The organism is Agromyces sp. LHK192 (assembly GCF_004006235.1).
GTDB lineage: Bacteria > Actinomycetota > Actinomycetes > Actinomycetales > Microbacteriaceae > Agromyces.
The window spans coordinates 1,023,710-1,041,722 of record NZ_CP034753.1 but is presented as its reverse complement, the minus strand read 5'-3'; the positions used below and the strand labels follow the sequence as shown (position 1 = coordinate 1,041,722).

Sequence of the window (18,013 nt, the reverse complement as noted above, 5' to 3'; positions counted from 1 at the left end):
GTGAATCGCGGGCGTGAGTCGCGGGACTGAATCGCAGGCGTGAATCGCGGGCTCGGATGTCGGGCTCGGATGTCGGAATCCGGAGGTATCCTCACGCCATGGATGAACGAGCGCACGGCCGAGACCTCCTGCGCGACGCGGCGACCGAGCTGCTCGACCGCCCCGACGTCGAATCCGGTCGGTTCTTCGGCTCCGACGGGCTCGGGGTGCGCGGCAAGCTGTTCGCCTTCGTCGGCACCGACGGCGAACTCGTGCTGAAGCTCCCGAGCGCGCGCATCGACGAGCTCGCACTCGAGCACATGGTCATGCGCGGCAGGCCAATGCGGGAATGGGCGGTGGTGCCCCAGACGCGATCGGCCGACTGGCGCGACCTCACGATCGAGGCGCACGCGTTCGTCGACGCGATCACGCCCTGAGGCGGCCGGCGCGCCCGCCAGCGCCTCAGCACGTCGGCGGCTGGAGCGCTCGTCGCCGGCTCGGCCCGCCAGCGGTTCGGCGCCTCAGCGCTTCGCGCGGCGCGGCCCCGTCGCCCAGATCGCCAGCCACACGAGCAGCGGCTGGAACAGCAGGCGCACGCCGCGCTTGGCGTCGGTGTCGAGGCCGAACCCGTCGCGGTGCTGCGTGAACTGGGCGATGTTGCCCGGGAATACGGCGGCGAAGAACGCCGCGGCGATCCAGCCGATGCGGCGGCGTTCCTTCGGCAGCGCGACGAGCGCGGCGCCGAGGCCGATCTCGGCGACGCCGGAACCGACGACGACCGCGTCGGCATCCATCGGGACCCACGGCGGCACCTGGGCCCGGAACTCCTTCCGCGCCCAGAACAGGTGGCTGACGCCCGCGAAGACGAGACCCGCGGCCAGGGCCCATCGGGCGATCGTGCGGCCGCGCGTGGTCTCGGGTCCGTCGTGCTCGGTCATGCGATGCTCCTCCGGTTGCGGTCCTTGGTCACGGCGAGATCCACGCTAGACGGCGGCGACCGCCGGGTGGAGGGGTTGCGCCGAACCGCCACCGCCCCTATCCGCGCAGCAGCGCGCGCAGCGTCTGGATCGTGTCGGCCTCGTCGGGCCGCTTATCGTCACGGTAGGCCTTGACGCGGGCGAACCGCAGCGCGACGCCGCCCGGGTAGCGAGTCGAACGCTGCACGCCGTCGATCGCGATCTCGACGACGAGCACCGGCGCGATCTGCACGGTCGAGGACGTGCGCGCGATCTCGAGCTCCTGGAAGCGCTCGGTCTGCCAGGCGAGGAGCTTGTCGGTGAGCCCCTTGAACGTCTTGCCGACCATGACGAAGCCGCCCGGTTCGCCGAAGTCGCCCGAGGGATCGCGCGCGCCGAGGTGCAGGTTGGAGAGCATCCCGGTGCGCCGGCCGTACCCCCACTCGGCCGCGAGCACGACAAGGTCGTACGTGAGCACGGGCTTCACCTTGATCCAGCTCGAGCCGCGGCGCCCGGCGGCGTAGGTCGAGTCGATCGCCTTCACCACGACGCCCTCGTGGCCGGCGGCGAGCGCGTCGCGCGAGACACGCTCGGCCTCTGCCGGGTCTGCGGTGACCTCGCCGGGGATGCGGTGGTCGGGCGCGATGCGCGCCAGTTCGGCGAGGCGCACCGAGAGCGGCTCGTCGAGCAGGTCGCGGCCGTCGACGTGGAGCACGTCGAAGAACCACGGGTGCAGCAGCGCCTCGCGGGCCGAATCGGCGCCGAACCGCGACATCGTGTCCTGGAACGGGCGCGGTGCGTCGTCCTCGTCGAGCGCGAGCGTCTCGCCGTCGAGGATCACGCGGTCGACGGGGAACCCGCGCACGACGTCGACGACCTCGGGCAGTCGCGTGGTGATGTCGGCGAGGTTGCGGGTGAAGACGCGGATGTCGTCGCCGTCGCGATGCACCTGGATGCGCGCCCCGTCGAGCTTGTATTCGACGGATGCCTCGCCGACGGCTTCGACCGCCTCGGTCGGCGTCGCCGCGGTGGCGGCGAGCATGGGCTGCACGGGGCGGCCGACCACGAGTCCGACGCCCGCGAGGGCGCCGGGCTCGCGAGGTTCCACGACGAGCGCGAGGCGCGCCGTCTCGCCCAGGTCGCCGGTGAGCATGGCCGCCCGGCGCACGGCGGGTGCCGGCTGCTCGGCGGCGCGCGCGATCGCCTCGACGAGCACGCCCTCGAGCGCGCCGGTGCGCAGTTCGCCGAGGATCACCCGACCGAGGAAGTCGCGCTCGGCCTCGGTGGCACGGCCCGTGAGCTCGGCGAGGAGTGCGGCCCGCCCCGAGGCCGACCCGCTGCCGGTCGCGGCCTGCAACCGGTCGAGCAGGTCGTCGACGTCGGTGATCTCGAGCGAGGGCTCGGCCGCCGCTGCGCCGGATGCCTCGACCGCCGAGGCCCAGCCGCGCCATCCGACGCCGACCCGGCCCTGCCTGGGCTTCGCGGTGAGGAACCCGATCGCCGGTGCCAGTTCGGCCTCGTCGAGGCGCGCGAGCAGCCCCGCGAGTGCGTCGACCTTCGCGAGTCGCGACCTGGTGGCGCCGACGGCGTCGGCGACGCGCACGACCTCATCGAGCAGCATCCAGGCAGTCTGCCATCGACCGCCGACATCGGGACGGGTGCCGGGTGCCGACTTGACGGATCGCCGTTCTCCCGCTGCAATATATTGCATGCCGCCAGCCGGCACGAACCCTCGAAGGAGCACCATGGCCCTCGCCGACTTCCCCCGTCATCGCCTCACGTTCGGGCCGAGCCCGATCCACCCGGTCGACCGGCTCAGCGCCCACCTCGGCGGCGCCCGCGTCTGGATGAAGCGCGAAGACGTCTCGAGCGGGCTCGCCTTCGGCGGCAACAAGACCCGCAAGCTCGAGTACCTCGTGCCCGACGCGCTCGCGAAGGGCGCGGACACGCTCGTGTCGATCGGCGGCGTCCAGTCGAACCACACCCGGCAGGTCGCCGCCGTCGCCGCGCACCTCGGGCTCAAGGCCGTGCTCGTGCAGGAGCACTGGGTGGACTGGCCCGACTCCGTCAACGACCGGGTCGGCAACATCCTGCTCTCCCGGCTCATGGGCGCCGACGTCCGGCTCGACTCGGCCGGCTTCAGCATCGGCTTCCGGGACTCGTGGAAGCAGGCGATCGCCGACGTCGAGGCATCCGGCGGAGTGCCCTACGCGATCCCGGCGGGGGCATCCGACCACCCGCTCGGCGGACTCGGATTCGCGAACTGGGCGCACGAGGTCGCCGCGCAGGAGGCCGAGCTCGGCGTGTTCTTCGACACCATCGTGGTGTGCGCCGTCACCGGGTCGACGCAGGCCGGCATGATCGCCGGATTCGCCGACCTGCAGGAGCACTTCGGCGGCCGCCCTCGCACGGTGATCGGCATCGACGCCTCGGCGAAGCTCGACGAGACGCGCGACCAGGTCGCCCGCATCGCCCGGAACACGGCGGCGACCATCGACCTCGGCCGCGACCTGCGCGACGACGAGATCACGGTGCTGGAGGGGTGGGCCGGCGACGAGTACGGCGTCCCCGTCGAGTCGACCGACGAGGCGATGCGGCTCACGGCGAGCCTCGAGGGCGTGATCCTCGACCCGGTCTACGAGGGCAAGTCGATGGCCGGACTGATCGACCTCGTCGCGACCGGCCGGATCGCGAAGGACGCCAACGTGCTCTACGCGCATCTCGGCGGGCAGCCCGCGATCAACGCGTACAGCGGTCGGTACCATTGAGCACCTCTCCCCGCTGACCGTGAGGCGGGGCTCGGGCGTGCTGATGACCTCCGGATGTCAACGAACGCAGGCACCGTATATCATCTACATCACCCCCGACCCGGCGCAGTAGCCCCCCACCCGAACGCGAGCCCGAAGTGCCCGACACGCGCCCCGCTCTCCGCGCGCCCAGACGCCTGGACATCCAGGGACTGCGCGCGATCGCGGTCCTGGCCGTCATCGCCTACCACGTGCGACCGAGTTGGCTGCCCGGCGGCTTCGTCGGTGTGGACGTGTTCTTCGTGATCTCGGGGTTCCTCATCACGGGCGCCCTCGTACGCGAACTCGACTCGAACGGCCGGATCCGCCTCCGCCGATTCTGGGGGCGACGCGTTCGACGGCTGATGCCCGCGGCGACGCTGGTGATCCTGGTCACGCTGCTGGTGGCGTACCTGGTGATGCCGCCCACCGCGTGGGCCGGGCTCGCCGCGCAGGGCATCGCCGCCTCGGTGTCCGTGCAGAACTGGGCCCTTCTCGCGAACTCCGTGAACTACCTCCACGCCAGTGAGCTGCCCAGCCCGCTCCAGCATTTCTGGTCGCTCTCGGTGGAGGAGCAGTACTACCTCGTCCTGCCCCTCGTGCTGATCGCTGCGGCGTGGTTCGCCGTTCGAACGGGCGGCCGGTCACGGACGTGGCTCCTCGGCGCGGTCTCGGTCATCGCCGTCGCCTCGTTCGTGTTCGGCGTCGTGCAGTCCAGGGTGCAGCCCGACGTGGCGTACCTCTCGACCGCGACACGCGCCTGGGAGCTGCTGATCGGCTCCATGCTCGCGATCGTCCTCCCGGGGTTGCGGATCGGGCCTCGCACAGCCGGCGCGCTCGCGCTCACGGGAGCGGTCGCACTCGTCGCGAGCCTTTGGCTGATCACCGGGACGATGCCGTTCCCGGGGATCGTCGCACTCGTCCCGACGATCGCGACGGCCGCGCTCATCGCGTCGGGCGCCGCGAACGAGACGAGGGTCGGCCGGGTGCTCGGGTCGCGGCCGCTCACGTTCGTCGGCGACATCTCCTACAGCGCCTACCTCTGGCATTGGCCGCTCGTGGTGTTCGCCATCTCGCTCACCGGCTCGGCCGCCCTTCCGCTCTGGGTGGTCGCGATGATTCTCGCAGCGACGGGCGTCCTGGCCGTGCTCTCGAAACGCCACGTGGAGGATCGGTTCCTTCATCCGAGCCCGCCCGTGGAGCCGCAGCGCCGACGCGATCGATTCCGCCGGAGCTCCCTCGCGCTCGGGAGCGCGCTGGTGCTCTCGACCGTGCTCGCCGGCAGTGCCCTGCAGTTCGGGCTCGTGCGCGCCGAGGCGGCGCAGGCCGACTTCGACGCCGTCGCCTATCCCGGTGCGCGGCTGCTCGACCCCGACTTCCACGCGTCGAATGTCCCCGACGGGCCGGTCCCGCCCCGTCCGACGTCCTTGAGCCTGCAGAAGATCGAACGGCAACTCACTCCGGAGTGCATGTCCATCGTCGCCGATTCGTCGATCACCACGTGCTCCGGCGGAGATCCGGAGGGCGACCGCACCGTTGCGCTCGTCGGCGACTCCCACGCCGCTGAATGGCTTCCCGCGCTCGACGAGATCGGCGCCCGCGAAGGCTGGCGCATCGTCGTCATCGCCAAGCAGTCGTGTCCGCTCACGACACTCGGGCAGGCCGACGACGGGTACGTGGACGGAGATCCGGTCTACCCGGCATGCGAGGCGTGGAACGATCGCGTCACGCCCTTCCTCCGGGAGTTGGCGCCTTCGTTGATCGTCACGTCCGCCGCCGAGTACTCGACGCGCCACGACTTCGCGCCGGGCGATCCCGTCTTCGAGCAGATCGCGGCGCAGGCCCACACCGAAGCGTTCATGTCGATCGCGACCCCCGAAACACCCGTCGTCGCCATCGTCGAGACGCCGACGTTCCCGGGGCACAGTATCCCCGAGTGTCTGGAGACCCCGGGCCGAACGGTCGCGGAGTGCGCCGAATCGATGGATCGCTCGCGCTCGCACGCACCGTCGCGGCTCCGGGTGGCGGCGGAGCTTGCCGGCTCGGTCGGCCTCATCGACGTGAACCCGCTCATCTGCCCCCCGAGCGGCTGCCGCCCGGTCTCGGGGAACGTGGTCGTCTACCGCGACGACAACCACCTCACGCCGCAGTTCGTGGAGAGCCTCACCTGGTTCATCGAGCAGCAGCTACGCACCCAGCACCCGTCGCTCTTCGACCGCGGCAGCGGGCCAGCCGGCTGACGCTCCCGTCGTCGCCGAAGCCTCGGTCCTGCGGGTCGCGCTGCCGACCCCGAGGTTGACCCGAGCAGGTGTCGGGGAGAGGATCGATGGATCAGCCGACCCCGGCGACAGGAGCGACATGACCGAGACCGAGCACCACGACGGGCACATCGTGTCGCACCATCATTTCGATGCGCTCAAGGCCGACTACTGCCGTCGGTGCGGCCTGCCGATCTCACCGAGCGAGCGGCACGACCACGACGACGAGGAACCGACCGAGCGCTGAGCGCGAGGACGCGTCAGCGCGAAGTGCGCCCCCCGTCACGCCGGCCCCGATACCGCCGCGCCCACGACGGCCTCGCCGAGCGGCGTGCGGACGTGGAACACCCGGGCTCCGTCGCGTTCGGATGCCACGAACCCGGCATCGCGCAGCACCGTGAGGTGGTGCGACGCGGTCGAGATCGCGAGTTCGGCGTCGGCCGCGACCTGCGAGGTCGTGCGCGGTTCGTGGGCGCCGAGCAGGATCGCCGCGCGGGTCGGGCCGAGCAGCGCGCCGAGGGCGTGCTCGACCTCCGGTGCGTCGCGCGCCCACCGTTCGGTGACGCCCAGCGCCGGATAGAACAGCGTGGGCTGCGCCGGCTGTTCGGTGAGCACGGCGCAGCCGCGGGACCCGAACACCGAGGGCACCAGCACGAGCCCGATACCGCGGCAGTCGAGCACCTCCGAGAACGCGCGCATCTCGACGAGCACGGCGTCGTCGCCCCAGCTCACGTGCGGATGCATCGCGCCGATCATGCGCGCGAGGCCCTCGGTCGCCGCCCGCCGCGACCTGACGGCGATGTCGGCGCGCAGCACGCGCTCGAGCTGGGCCCAGACCGGGTCGAGCATGGTGCGCCAGACCTCGCTCCACGCGTCGGCGATGAGGGCGCGGGCGCGTTCAGGCTGCTCGCGCATCCGTTCGATCGCCTGCTGCCGCGGGCCGACGGAGCGGAGCACCATCTTGGCGAGGTCGGCGCGGATGAGCTCGGCCGGCACCTCCCGCAGGCGTGCGGCCTCGTCCTCGGGCGTCGTGTCCCAGGTCGGCGTCGTCGTGAAGAAGTCCGGGAAGTACCCCTCCGGGCCGATCACCATCGCGAGCAGGTCGAACGCGTCGCGTGGCACGCGGTCGCGAACCTGGCGCAGCCACCCCCACTGCAGCGGATGCTCCGCCGGGCGTTGCACGACCCGCACCGCATGGCACAGTTCGTGCCCGGGCGAGACGCCGAACCGGATCGCCGAGACGTCGTGCGGCGCGAGGCGGAACTCCACGATGTTTCGATCCACGTCGAAATCGTACCGACCGACTCCTCGACCGGACAGGCTGGGAACCACATCCACCACCACCGAATCCGGGAGCATCCGATGTCATTCCAGGCCTATCTCGACAACGCCGAGGCGAAGACCGGGGTCACGCCGCGGCAGTTCATCGACCTCGCCCGCGAACAGGGCTTCGACGAGTCCACGAAGACGACGCCGATCATCGCCTGGCTCAAGGCGGACTACGGCCTGGGCCACGGTCACGCGGCCGCGCTCGCCCATGTCATCACCAAGGGCCCGAAGATCGACGCCAAGCACGTGAACTCGGGCGGCACGCACGCCGACCCGTCGGACACGCTCTGGCTCGACGGTGCCGCCACCAAGCCCCCGGGCTTCTGACCGCTCCCGCCGTGCATGAGATTCCGGTCTACGGATGCCTCCACGGCGTCGTAGGCCGGAATCTCATGCACGGCGCTCAGGCCGGACGGGCAGGTGCTCAGGCGCCGCGCCTACCATCGAGGGATGACCTCGCCCGCCGCACCGATCGCCGTCGCCGACCCGGCGACGGCGATCGTGCTGCCCGAGCGGGCCTGGCGCGAGCGCGAGGCCGCGCACGAGGCGCGCGCCGATGCGCTGACCCGCGCGCACCGGGATCGCGCGGCCCGACGCGAGCGGCATCCGATCGAAGACTTCCTCTTCACGTACTACTCGTACTCGCCGAGCCTGCTGCGCCGGTGGCATCCCGGCCCGGGCGTCGACCTCGACGGGGCCGCCGGCGACGCGCGTGCCGCGTGGCGCTGGTACTCCCCCGGCGCGGCGAGCGGCTCGCTGACGGTGGACCCCGCGGCCATCCGTGCGGAGAAGGCGCCGATGCTCGGCGCGATCGAGCGGATGCTCCGCCTCACCGCTGCACGACCTGCGAGCTTCGGATGCTTCGGCCTCCACGAGTGGGCGATGGTGTATCGCCAGCCCGAGCATCGGCATCCGGTGCCGTTGCGGCTGGGGCAGGCGGCGACCGACGAGGTCGTCGACGCGCACGACCTGCGCTGCACGCACATCGACGCGTTCCGGTTCTTCACCCCTGAGGCGGTGCCGCGCAACCGGTTCGCGCCGACGCGCGAGTCGCAGCCGCAGCTCGAGCAGCCCGGATGCCTGCACGCCAACATGGACGTCTACAAGTGGGTCGTGAAGCTCGGCCCGCTCGTGCCGGGCGAGCTGCTGCTCGACGCGTTCGAGCTCGCGCGCGACATCCGGTACCTCGACATGCAGGCGTCACCGTACGACATGGAGCCGTGGGGCGGCGACCCCGTGCGCATCGAGACGGCCGAGGGCAAGGCCGAGTACGTGCGGCGGCAGCGCGGGTTCGCGGAGCGGGCGAATGCGCTGCGCGCGCGCATCCTCGCGGCGGCGTTCGCGGTCGACGCCTGAGGCCGTTCGCGGTCGAGGTCAGAGGCCGTTCGCGGTCGAGGTCAGGCCGCGACCTGGGTGCCCAGCCACTCCTCGTACGTCTGCCGGCCAAGCTGCGCATCGCGGCCGGGCAGCGCCTCGCCGCGGCGCATCGCCGCCATCTGCTTGCCGGGCAGGCTCACGGCGATCACCGGACCGCGAAGCGCCCGAGCGCGCACGAGCCGGCGCACCATGTCGTCGAGCTGCTCCTCGCGCGGTCCCGCGAGATCCGCCACGCGGCCGGCGGGCGCCCCCTCGGCGAGCTCGACCAGGCGCTGCGCGACCTCGTGCGCGGCGATCGGCTGCGTGCGCGCCCGCGGGGCGAGGTGGATGCCGGCGACGGTGAGGTTCTCGAGCATCTGCCCCGCGAACTCGTGGAACTGCGTCGCCCGCAGGATCGTCCACGGCACGTCTCCCGACTCGACCGCGCGCTCCTGCGCGACCTTTCCGGCGTAGTACGCGTACGGCGCGCGGTCGACGCCGACGATCGACAGGGCGACGTGGTGGCCGACGCCCGCGTCGCGCTCGGCAGCCAGCAGGTTGCGGGTGACGGTCGTGAAGAACACCTCGCTCTCGGCGGCCTTCAGCGTCGACACGTTGCTCACGTCGACGACGACCTCCACGCCAGCGAGGGCGGCGGCGAGCCCGGTGCCCGCGACGAGGTCGACGCCCGAGGCCCGCGACAGCACCACGACCTCGTGCCCGCGCTCCCGGGCGATCTCGACGACGTGGCGGCCGAGCGTTCCGGTTCCCCCGGCGACGGCGATCTTCATGATGCGGTTCCCTTCGCGGCGAGTCATCCGCTCGCCCTCACCCTGTTCGACGACGCAGCCGCTCGGAATGTCAGGCGGATGCCGCGATTCGGTCGCGGCGGGCCCGGATTCCGTCACGGATGCCCCGCACGCTGCCAAGCTGGAGCGATGACGCCTGCCGACCCGGATGCCTCGGACCCGGGTGCCTCGGACCCGGTCGACGCCGAACGCGGCCGGTTGCTGGGCCTCGCGTATCGCATGCTGGGATCGACCGCCGACGCCGAGGACGCCGTGCAGGAGACGTACCTGCGCTGGTACCGGATGCCGCAGGCCGAACGCGACGGCGTCGACAACGTCGCCGCGTGGCTCACCACTGCTGCGAGCCGGGTGTGCCTGGACGTGCTCGGGTCGGCGCGGGCGCGCCGCGAACGGTACGTCGGCGAGTGGCTGCCCGAGCCGATCCCGGAGTCGGCGGCGGGAACGTTCGGCTACTCGGTCGGGGCGCGAGCAGGTGCCGGTCGCGGCGACGACCCGCTCGAGCGCGCCGCGCTGGACGAGTCGGTGAGCGCGGCCGTGCTGGTGCTGCTCGAGTCGCTGTCGCCGGCCGAGCGCGTCGCGTTCGTGTTGCACGACGTGTTCGCCGTGCCGTTCGACGAGATCGCCGAGGCCGTCGGCCGGACGCCCGCCGCGAGCCGGCAGCTCGCGTCGTCCGCGCGACGCCACGTGCGCGAGGGCCGACGGCGCGCGGCATCGCGTGAGGAGCACGACGGCGTCGTCCGGGCGTTCCTCGCCGCGGCCGCGGGCGGAAGCATCGACCTGCTCGTCGGGCTCCTCGACCCCGCCGTCGAACTGCACGGCGACGGGGGCGGCCTGGCCACGGCCGTCCGACGGCCGGTGCTGGGGCCCGACCACGTGTCGCGGTTCCTCGCCGGCACGGTGGCGAAGCGCCCCGGAATGACGGTCGACCTCCGCGGCACGGCCGACGGCCTCGCGCTCGTGGCAGCCGAGGGCGGCGTCGTCGACACGGTGATGGTGTTCGAGGTGGAGGACGGGCGCATCACGCGCATCTGGACGATGCGCAACCCGGCCAAGCTCCGGCTCTGGAACGCGTGAACGTCGATCGCCGGTCGGTCACCGGGGCGGGCGGCCCATCCTCCCCCCACTGATCGGATGGGACGCCCGCGCCGGGGTCTGGTGGCGGCGCCCTGCGGTCGCGCCTACTGGTGGCGCCAGTACCCGCAGAACGACACGGCCTGCTTGGCGACGCCGCGATCGCCCACGAGGTGACGCCGTGCGCCGGTCGCGAGCTTCGACTCGCCCCCCGCGAACGCCTCGACGGACCCCTCGAACGCCGGCAGGTCGCGCAGCCGGGCGAGCGCCGCTTCGGCCGGCGTCTGTCCCTTCGCGCGCTCGAGCCAGTGCACCGAGAACCCGTCGGGCGCGGCGACGTCCTGCCGGTCGGCGAGGTCCGCGAGCTCGATGATCGCGTGGCCGCTCGCCTCGCGCGGCAGGTCGCGCAGGATGCCCACGACGGCCGGCAGCGCGGTCTCGTCGCCGACGAGCACGGTCGTGTCGGCCCCCTTGGGCGTGAACCCGCAGCCCTGGTCGATCAGGCCGACCGTGTCGCCGACGGGGAACCGCTGCGCCCAGGGTCCGGCGATGCCGTGGTCGCCGTGCACGACGAAGTCGATGTCCATCCGCCGCTGCTCGCGGCGGAACTCGCGGACCGTGTAGTTGCGGATCACCGGCCGCGTCGCCTTCGGCAGTGTGAGGTACTTGAGGTAGGCGGCCGTGTTGAACGTGTCCGACAGGTTGTCGAAGCGGTTGTGGTCGTTCGTCGGCACGGCGAGGCGGAACCACTGGTCGAATCCGAGGTCGCGCCATGCGGCGAGCTCGTCGCCCTCGATCGTGACCCGGACGAAGTTCGGCGAGATCCGCCGGGCCTCGACGACCTCGGCGGTCACGAGACCGGTCTCGGCGTGGGTGACGACGATGTTGCTGGATGCCATGGGGCGACTCCTCGGGGCGACGGGTAAGGATCACCTTACCTGCTGCGGACGGATGTCTCCACTTGGCGCGGTCCGCGGTCGCGCGGCCTCAGACCTCGGTGTGCCCGAGTTCGGGGTGCGCGAGCGTGCGCAGCGAGGCATCCGCGAACGCCTCGAACTCGAGCACCACGACCCGGTTCTCGCCCGCACGCGTCACGGGCGACGGCACGACGAGCGTGCGCTGCGGGCCGCGCCGCCAGTACCGGCCGAGCAGGAACCCGTTGACCCATACGACGCCCTTGCCCCAGTCGAGCGTGTCGAGGAACAGGTCGGCGGGCCCGTCGAGGTCGAACGTGGCGGTCGCGAAACCCGGACCCGGCCCGAACGAGCGCGGCGCGGTCGGCGCCGACCCTGGCCACCAGCCGCGGCCGGCGAGCGCGGCGGGGGCATCCGCCTGCGCCTGTTCGACCGTCTCGACCACGCGATCGAGGTCGATCGGCACGACTCGCCAGCCGGTCAGCTCCTCGCCGTCGAGGTGGACGCCGCCGACGAGTCCCTTGTGCTCGCCGATGCGGACCCCGTAGTCGACGCGCCCCTGGTCCTCGACCACGATCGCGAGCTCGCCGGATGCGTCCGGCAGCACGATCGCGCGTTCGTGCGCATCGCGGGCCAGCACGCCGACGGGCGACCCGTCGATCAGCACCCACGCCCGGTCGCGCACCTCCTCGCCGATCGTGAGCGTCGCGGGGCCGCCGCGGTCGATCCGGGTCGTGAAGACCGCGAAGCCGCGGTAGTGCTCCAGGTCGTCGAACGTCGGCATCCCGCGATGATCGGATGCCTCGCCGAGCGCCTCGGCGATCTCGAGCAGGCGGGGGCCGGGGTCGAGCGGCGTCTCCACCACCGGGGCGGCCGGTCGCAGGCCCGGGACCTCGTCGGGCACCGGCGCGTACTTCGCGATGACCTCGCGGAACGCGAAGTACTTCTCGGTCGGGTGACCGCTCTCGTCGAGCGGCGCGTCGTAGTCGTAGCTCGTGGTGATCGGGGCGTACCGGCCCTTGTCGTTCGCGCCCGTGGTCAGCCCGAAGTTCGTGCCGCCGTGGAACATGTAGATGTTGACCGAGCCGCCGGCCGCGAGCAGCGCGTCGAGCTCGGCGGCCGAGGCCGAGGCATCCGTCACGTGGTGATGCGATCCCCAGTCGTCGAACCATCCGCACCAGAACTCCATGCAGACCAGCGGACCCGTCGGCTGGAACTCGCGCAGGGTCGCGAGGCGGTCGGGAACCCGAGAGCCGAACGACCCCGTGAGGTGCAGGCCGGGCAGGCTGCCCGCAGCGAGCATCTCCGGCGTCGGCTGGTCGATGGTGGTGAGCGGCACCGTGACGCCGGCCTCGCGCGTGACGTCGACGAGATGCTGCAGGTACGCCTTGTCCGAGCCGTACGCCCCGTACTCGTTCTCGATCTGCACCAGCACGACCGGGCCGCCCGCGTCGACCTGCCGCGGCACGACGATCTCGTAGACGCGCCGGAGGTAGCCGGTGACGGCATCGACGTAGCGGGGTTCCGAGCGCCGGATGCCGACCTCCCGGTCGCGGAAGAGCCACGCCGGCAGTCCGCCGCCGTCGAACTCGGCGCAGATGTACGGGCCCGGGCGCACGATCGCGTGCATCCCCTCGGCTGCGACGAGGTCGAGGAACCGGCCGAGATCGAGCTCGGCGTCGGCGCGCCACTGCCCACGGCGGGGCTCGTGGAGGTTCCAGGCGACGTACGTCTCGATGGTGTTCAGCCCCATCAGGCGCGCCTTGCGGATGCGGTCGGCCCACAGGTCGGGGTGGACACGGAAGTAGTGGAGGGCACCCGCGAGGATGCGGACGGGCCGGCCGTCGAGTTCGAAGTCGGTCTCGCCGATCGTGAAGCGGCTCACTGGTTCTCCTGGGTGACGCGCGTGGGGTGACGCGATGCTCGGTGACGCGGAAGGGGCCGACTCGGGCCGGCCCCTTCCGTCGTCGGGACGGTGGTCGCAGGCGGCTACTGGTTGACCGAGAAGCCCTGCTCGTTGCCGTAGTCGACGAGCTGCTGCTGCCAGTCGGCGAGGCCGTCTTCGAGGCTCGTGCCGTTCGCGTAGGCCTGGCCGACGGTGTCGCCGAAGATGCTGTTCGCGTACACCTGGTAGGGCAGGTACTGCCAACCGCTCGACACGTCCTTCGAGGCCTGCACGAGCACCTCGTTGATCTTCTGGCCGCCGAAGTACTCCGACTCGTACGCGAGGAACTCGGGGGCCTCGAGGTCGGCCGTCGTCGACGGGAAGCCGCCGGACTCGAGGAAGACCTCGATCGACGCCGGGTCGTTGTTCAGCCAGCGCAGGAACGCCGCGGCGAGCGCGGGGTTCTCCGACTGCTTGGTGACGGACTGGCCGCCGCCGCCGTTCTCGGCCGACACCGCGGTGCCGTCGTACGTCGGCATCGGCGCGACCGCCCAGTCGCCGGCGGCGTCGGCGACGCTCGACTCGAGCACGCCGGGCATCCAGGCGCCGGTCACGAGCGACGCGATCGACCCGTCGCCGAGGCCCTGGTACCACTCGTCGGTCCAGCCGGGCGTCGGCGAGAGCAGGCCCTCGGCGATGAGCTGGTCCCACACGCCGGTCCACTTCGCGGTGCCCTCGTCGGCGAGGTCGATCGTCACGTCGGTGCCGTCGGCTTCGAAGGGGCGGCCGCCGGCCTGCCAGATCATGCTCGTCGCGAAGCCGGAGTCGCCGGTGTCGGAGGTGATGTACTTCGTCGGGTCGGCCGCGTGGAGCTGGCGGGCCGCCTCGACGTACTCGTCCCACGTGGTGGGCACGGCGATGCCGTACTGGTCGAAGACCGTCTTGTTGTAGAACAGCGCCATGGGGCCGGAGTCCTGCGGCAGGCCGACGAGCTTGCCGCCGACGTTCACGGCTCCCCAGGTCGACGCGCTGTAGTCGTCCTCGAGCTCGTCGAGCCCGTACTCGCTCAGGTCGACGAGCGAGTCCGACAGCGCGAACTGCGGGATGGCGTAATACTCGATCTGGACGACGTCGGGGGCGCCCGAGCCGGCCTTGATCGCGTTCTGGAGCTTGGTGTACTCCTCGGTGTTGGTGCCGGCGTTGACGAGTTCGACGTCGACGTTGGGGTACGCCTCCTCGAACGCCGCGACCTGCGCCTCGGCGCTGGGGGTCCAGCTCCAGTAGGTCAGCTCGCCGCCGGCCTCGAGGGCCGCGTCGAGGTCCTTCGGGTCGCCGGCGCCCGCGGCGGAACCGCCGCCGGAGGGGCTGCAGGCGGCGAGGCCGCCGATCGCGAGGGCCGCGGTGGCCGCGATCGTCAGGGTCCGCCGGAGGGCGGCACGCGAGCTGCTCATGTGGTGTCTCTCACTTCCTTGTGCTGTGCAGGTGGTGGGTGGTGTGCTGCGCGTCACTGCTTGACGCTGCCGGCGCTGAGCCCGGACTGCCAGAACCGCTGGAGGCCGAGGAACGCGACGACGATGGGGATGATCGTGAGGAGGGACCCCGTGATCACCAGGTTGTAGATGGGCTGCGCGCTCACGCCCGAGGCCTGCGCGCTCCACTGGTTGAGGCCGACCGTGAGCGGGTACCAGGTGGGGTCGCTCAGCATGATCAGCGGGAGGAAGTAGTTGTTCCAGGTCGCGACGACGGTGAACAGGAGCACCGTGACGATGCCGGGCGCGAGCAGCCGGATCGAGATCGTGAAGAACGTGCGGAACTCGCCCGCGCCGTCCATGCGGGCCGCCTCGAGCAGCTCCGTCGGCACCGAGTCGACGGCGTAGACCCAGATCAGGTACAGGCCGAACGGGCTGATCAACGACGGGATGATGATCGCCCACGGCGTGTTCGTGAGCCCGAGCTGGCTGAACATGAGGAAGGTCGGCACGGCGAGCGCGGTGCCCGGCACGGCGATCGCGCCGAGCACGACCGCGAAGATCGCGCGGCGGCCGGCGAAGCGGAACTTGGCGAGCCCGTAGCCGGCGAGCGTCGCGAGCAGCGTCGCACCGCCCGCGCCGACGACGACGTAGAGCAGCGTGTTGCCGAGCCAGCGCAGGAAGATGCCGTCGCGGTACGTGAGCGTCTCCCAGATGTTCTGGAAGAGCACGAACTCGTCGTCGAACCAGAGTCCGAAGCTCGAGAACAGCCCTGCCTGGGTCTTGGTGGCGTTGATCACGAGCCACAGCAGCGGGACGAGTGCGTAGAGGGCGAAGATCGCCATCATGATCGTGAACGCGACCGACTTGCGGGGGCGCAGCGGCGAACCGGCGCGGCGGCGTGCGCCGTCGGTCCGGCCCCGGCGGCGGCCGAGCCCGGCGCGGCGGTCCTCGCTCGCGTGGGCGGAGGCATCCGACGTGGTCATCGCCTCGGTGAGCGTCGTGGTCATCGCTCCTCCTTCCGCGAGCCGCGGAGTTGCACGACGTAGGCGATCACCGCGGTGATGACGCCCATGACGATCGCCACCGTGGCGGACGCGTTGTACTGCTGGCCGCTGAACGAGAGGTTGTAGGCGTACATGTTCGGGGTGAAGAACGTCGTGATGATGTTGGGGGCGAGCGTGCGCAGGATGTTCGGCTCGTTGAAGAGCTGGAAGCTTCCGATGATCGAGAAGATCGTGGCGATGACGATCGCGCCCCGAAGCGCCGGGAGCTTGATGGCCCGGACGACCCGGAACGGGCCCGCCCCGTCGAGCTCGGCCGCCTCGTACAGGTCGCCGGGGATCACCTTGAGCGCGGAGTAGAAGATCAGCATGTTGTAGCCGACGAACTCCCAGGTGACGATGTTGCCGATCGACAGCAGGATCCATTCGCGGGCGAACGGCGCGAAGACGGATGCCCCGAGCCAGTCGTTGAGGTTCGCGACGAGGCCGAACTGGTCGCCGTAGATGAAGCCCCACATGAGGACGGCGACGACCGCGGGCACGGCGTACGGCAGGAAGATCGCGATGCGGAAGAAGCCCGTGGCGTGCAGCCGTGCGGAGTCGATGGCGAGCGCGGCGACGAGCGCGAGGCCGAGCATGATCGGCACCTGGATGACCAGGAACAGCAGGACCCGCAGGAATCCGTCCCAGAACTGCGGATCGACGAACAGCTGCGCGTAGTTGTCGACGCCGACGAACGCGTTTCCGCCGACGAGCTGCTCGCGGAACAGGCTGAGGTAGATCGAGTAGGCGACGGGCGCGATGAAGACGAGGAGGAACACGATGAGGAAGGGGGCGGTGAACGCCAGGCCCTTCCACTCGCTGCGCGAACGCAGGCGCCTGGGGCGCGGCGCCGGAGCGGCGAGTCGCGTCGCAGTCGCCGGCGGCGGGGACGTCGTTGTCATCGGTTTGGTCCAATCCTGCATGTTCACGTCAACATACGATGGAGGCACCGTAGCATGTTGACGTGAACATGCGCCAGTCTGGGTCGAGATGCCGAACGGCGGCGGGCGACGAGCCCACCGTGCCGGCGCGAACCCCGCCGGGCCGCATCAGGAGGAGACCGCGATGACGAACACGAACCCCGTCGACCAGGCCGGCGCGCGGCGGCGCGGCCCCTCGATGGCGGACGTCGCGCGCGAGGCCGGCGTGTCCGGCCAGACCGTGAGCCGCGTCGCGAACGACCGCAGCAACGTCGACCCCGAGACGCGATCGCGCGTGCTCGCCGCCATGCGCACCCTCGGCTACCGCCCCAACAGCGCCGCGCGGGCCCTCCGGTCGGGCCGCTTCCACAGCATCGGCGTCATCATGTTCACCCTCGAGAGCCTCGGCAACATGCGCACCCTCGACGCCATCGCCGCCGCCGCGACCGACTCCGGGTACTCGCTGTCGCTCATCGTGCCCAACCCCACCCGCGGCGAGGTCTCCGTCGCCTTCGACCGACTCAGCGAGGAGGCCGTCGACGGCGTCATCATCATCGTCGAGGCGCACCTGCTCGACGAGCGGGAGATCGAGCTGCCGGCCGGGCTCCCCGTCGTCATCGTCGACTCGAACGCCGGCGACCGATTCCCCGTCGTCGACACCGACCAGGCGCACGGCGCACGCCTCGCGACGAACCACCTGCTCGACCTCGGCCACGCCACCGTGCACCACCTCGCCGGGCCCGACCGCTCGTACTCGGCCGTGCACCGACGCGAAGCCTGGCAGGCCGCGCTCCGCGAACGCGGGGCGAGCGTGCCCGACGCCCACGTCGGCGACTGGTCGAGCGAGTCGGGCCACCGCATCGGCCGACTCCTGGCCGCCGACCCGTCGGTCACCGCCGTCTTCGCCGCCAATGACCAGATGGCCCTCGGTGTGCTGCGGGCCATGCACGAAGCCGGGCGCCGCGTGCCCGACGAGGTCAGCGTCGTCGGCTTCGACGACATGGAGGAATCGGCCAACTTCTGGCCGCCGCTCACGACCGTGCGGCAGTCGTTCGCCGAGGTCGGGCGTCGCTCGTTCGAAGCCCTGCTGCAGGAGGTCGAGTCGGGCGAGGCCCACGGCACGACGCTCGTGCCGACCGAGCTGGTGGTCCGCCGGAGCACGGCCGCGCCGCCCGCGGCCTGACCGCGGTCACGCCCTCCGGTTCGGGACGGTTCGACTCGCTCCGGACGGTCGG

17 protein-coding genes are annotated in these 18,013 nt (G+C 71.5%); 8 read left to right on the top strand and 9 right to left on the bottom strand.

Translation table 11 applies throughout. The features are described from left to right. Positions 1-98 precede the first annotated feature (98 nt). Positions 99-416 (top strand): hypothetical protein, encoded by a 318-nt coding sequence (locus ELQ40_RS04650; protein WP_127792638.1) that lies wholly within the window; start codon positions 99-101, stop codon positions 414-416. A gap of 84 nt (positions 417-500) precedes the next feature. On the opposite strand, the gene ELQ40_RS04645 is transcribed toward ELQ40_RS04650, so the two are convergent. Together ELQ40_RS04645 and ELQ40_RS04640 are read right to left on the bottom strand one after the other, a co-directional pair. After that, a complete protein-coding gene (locus ELQ40_RS04645; protein WP_127792637.1) occupies positions 501-917 on the bottom strand; it encodes a hypothetical protein in 417 nt (138 codons plus the stop codon). 97 nt (positions 918-1,014) lie between these two features. Beyond that, positions 1,015-2,556, bottom strand: a complete 1,542-nt coding sequence (locus ELQ40_RS04640; protein WP_127792636.1) for an ATP-dependent DNA ligase — start codon at positions 2,554-2,556, stop codon at positions 1,015-1,017. A gap of 124 nt (positions 2,557-2,680) precedes the next feature. Here ELQ40_RS04640 and ELQ40_RS04635 point away from each other — a divergent pair, with 124 nt between their 5' ends. The 3 genes from ELQ40_RS04635 to ELQ40_RS18725 all read left to right on the top strand — a co-directional run bounded on the left by ELQ40_RS04635 (position 2,681) and on the right by ELQ40_RS18725 (position 6,226). Beyond that, entirely contained in the window at positions 2,681-3,703 is a 1,023-nt protein-coding gene (locus ELQ40_RS04635; RefSeq protein ID WP_127792635.1) for a 1-aminocyclopropane-1-carboxylate deaminase, read from the top strand. 137 nt (positions 3,704-3,840) lie between these two features. Next, on the top strand, positions 3,841-5,961 hold the full coding sequence (locus ELQ40_RS04630) for an acyltransferase family protein (RefSeq protein WP_164863470.1): 2,121 nt from the start codon (positions 3,841-3,843) through the stop codon (positions 5,959-5,961). 118 nt (positions 5,962-6,079) lie between these two features. Further along, on the top strand, positions 6,080-6,226 hold the full coding sequence (locus ELQ40_RS18725; RefSeq protein ID WP_164863469.1) for a hypothetical protein: 147 nt from the start codon (positions 6,080-6,082) through the stop codon (positions 6,224-6,226). Positions 6,227-6,261: 35 nt separating this feature from the next. Here the strand turns inward: ELQ40_RS18725 and ELQ40_RS04625 are convergent, their stop codons facing one another. Continuing rightward, on the bottom strand, positions 6,262-7,263 hold the full coding sequence (locus ELQ40_RS04625) for a DUF5937 family protein (protein WP_127792633.1): 1,002 nt from the start codon (positions 7,261-7,263) through the stop codon (positions 6,262-6,264). Between the two features lie 78 nt (positions 7,264-7,341). Between ELQ40_RS04625 and ELQ40_RS04620 the strand changes: the two genes are divergently transcribed. Continuing rightward, the gene (locus ELQ40_RS04620) at positions 7,342-7,635 is read left to right on the top strand and encodes a DUF4287 domain-containing protein (protein WP_127792632.1); all 294 of its coding nucleotides are present in this window, start codon (positions 7,342-7,344) and stop codon (positions 7,633-7,635) included. 123 nt (positions 7,636-7,758) lie between these two features. After that, positions 7,759-8,664: a 3-methyladenine DNA glycosylase gene (locus ELQ40_RS04615; RefSeq protein WP_240665938.1), complete on the top strand. Its 906-nt coding sequence runs from the start codon at positions 7,759-7,761 to the stop codon at positions 8,662-8,664. 41 nt (positions 8,665-8,705) lie between these two features. Here ELQ40_RS04615 and ELQ40_RS04610 read toward each other — a convergent pair whose 3' ends face one another. Beyond that, positions 8,706-9,455 carry an SDR family oxidoreductase gene (locus ELQ40_RS04610; RefSeq protein WP_127792631.1) on the bottom strand — a complete coding sequence of 250 codons (750 nt, stop codon included), beginning with the start codon at positions 9,453-9,455 and terminating at the stop codon, positions 8,706-8,708. Between the two features lie 147 nt (positions 9,456-9,602). Between ELQ40_RS04610 and sigJ the strand changes: the two genes are divergently transcribed. After that, a complete protein-coding gene (gene sigJ / locus ELQ40_RS04605) occupies positions 9,603-10,547 on the top strand; it encodes an RNA polymerase sigma factor SigJ (protein ID WP_127792630.1) in 945 nt (314 codons plus the stop codon). Between the two features lie 104 nt (positions 10,548-10,651). Here the strand turns inward: sigJ and ELQ40_RS04600 are convergent, their stop codons facing one another. The 5 genes from ELQ40_RS04600 to ELQ40_RS04580 all read right to left on the bottom strand — a co-directional run bounded on the left by ELQ40_RS04600 (position 10,652) and on the right by ELQ40_RS04580 (position 16,760). After that, complete coding sequence (locus ELQ40_RS04600) at positions 10,652-11,443, bottom strand: siderophore-interacting protein (protein ID WP_127792629.1); 792 nt, start codon at positions 11,441-11,443, stop codon at positions 10,652-10,654. 88 nt (positions 11,444-11,531) lie between these two features. After that, complete coding sequence (locus ELQ40_RS04595; RefSeq protein ID WP_127792628.1) at positions 11,532-13,343, bottom strand: beta-galactosidase family protein; 1,812 nt, start codon at positions 13,341-13,343, stop codon at positions 11,532-11,534. Between the two features lie 104 nt (positions 13,344-13,447). Further along, positions 13,448-14,794: a sugar ABC transporter substrate-binding protein gene (locus ELQ40_RS04590; protein ID WP_127792627.1), complete on the bottom strand. Its 1,347-nt coding sequence runs from the start codon at positions 14,792-14,794 to the stop codon at positions 13,448-13,450. A 53-nt stretch (positions 14,795-14,847) separates the two neighbouring features. Beyond that, positions 14,848-15,660, bottom strand: a complete 813-nt coding sequence (locus ELQ40_RS04585; RefSeq protein ID WP_240666092.1) for a carbohydrate ABC transporter permease — start codon at positions 15,658-15,660, stop codon at positions 14,848-14,850. Positions 15,661-15,818: 158 nt separating this feature from the next. Continuing rightward, positions 15,819-16,760, bottom strand: a complete 942-nt coding sequence (locus tag ELQ40_RS04580) for a carbohydrate ABC transporter permease (RefSeq protein ID WP_127792626.1) — start codon at positions 16,758-16,760, stop codon at positions 15,819-15,821. A 163-nt stretch (positions 16,761-16,923) separates the two neighbouring features. Here ELQ40_RS04580 and ELQ40_RS04575 point away from each other — a divergent pair, with 163 nt between their 5' ends. After that, entirely contained in the window at positions 16,924-17,961 is a 1,038-nt protein-coding gene (locus ELQ40_RS04575; protein WP_240665937.1) for a LacI family DNA-binding transcriptional regulator, read from the top strand. The last annotated feature ends 52 nt before the right edge of the window (positions 17,962-18,013 follow it).

Coding starts and splice junctions, on each gene's coding strand:
- ELQ40_RS04650 (WP_127792638.1), top strand. CDS start 99: ATGGATGAACGAGCGCACGGCCGAGACCTCCTGCGCGACGCGGCGACC.
- ELQ40_RS04645 (WP_127792637.1), bottom strand. CDS start 917: ATGACCGAGCACGACGGACCCGAGACCACGCGCGGCCGCACGATCGCC.
- ELQ40_RS04640 (WP_127792636.1), bottom strand. CDS start 2,556: ATGCTGCTCGATGAGGTCGTGCGCGTCGCCGACGCCGTCGGCGCCACC.
- ELQ40_RS04635 (WP_127792635.1), top strand. CDS start 2,681: ATGGCCCTCGCCGACTTCCCCCGTCATCGCCTCACGTTCGGGCCGAGC.
- ELQ40_RS18725 (WP_164863469.1), top strand. CDS start 6,080: ATGACCGAGACCGAGCACCACGACGGGCACATCGTGTCGCACCATCAT.
- ELQ40_RS04620 (WP_127792632.1), top strand. CDS start 7,342: ATGTCATTCCAGGCCTATCTCGACAACGCCGAGGCGAAGACCGGGGTC.
- ELQ40_RS04615 (WP_240665938.1), top strand. CDS start 7,759: ATGACCTCGCCCGCCGCACCGATCGCCGTCGCCGACCCGGCGACGGCG.
- ELQ40_RS04610 (WP_127792631.1), bottom strand. CDS start 9,455: ATGAAGATCGCCGTCGCCGGGGGAACCGGAACGCTCGGCCGCCACGTC.
- sigJ (WP_127792630.1), top strand. CDS start 9,603: ATGACGCCTGCCGACCCGGATGCCTCGGACCCGGGTGCCTCGGACCCG.
- ELQ40_RS04600 (WP_127792629.1), bottom strand. CDS start 11,443: ATGGCATCCAGCAACATCGTCGTCACCCACGCCGAGACCGGTCTCGTG.
- ELQ40_RS04590 (WP_127792627.1), bottom strand. CDS start 14,794: ATGAGCAGCTCGCGTGCCGCCCTCCGGCGGACCCTGACGATCGCGGCC.
- ELQ40_RS04585 (WP_240666092.1), bottom strand. CDS start 15,660: ATGATGGCGATCTTCGCCCTCTACGCACTCGTCCCGCTGCTGTGGCTC.
- ELQ40_RS04580 (WP_127792626.1), bottom strand. CDS start 16,760: ATGACAACGACGTCCCCGCCGCCGGCGACTGCGACGCGACTCGCCGCT.
- ELQ40_RS04575 (WP_240665937.1), top strand. CDS start 16,924: ATGACGAACACGAACCCCGTCGACCAGGCCGGCGCGCGGCGGCGCGGC.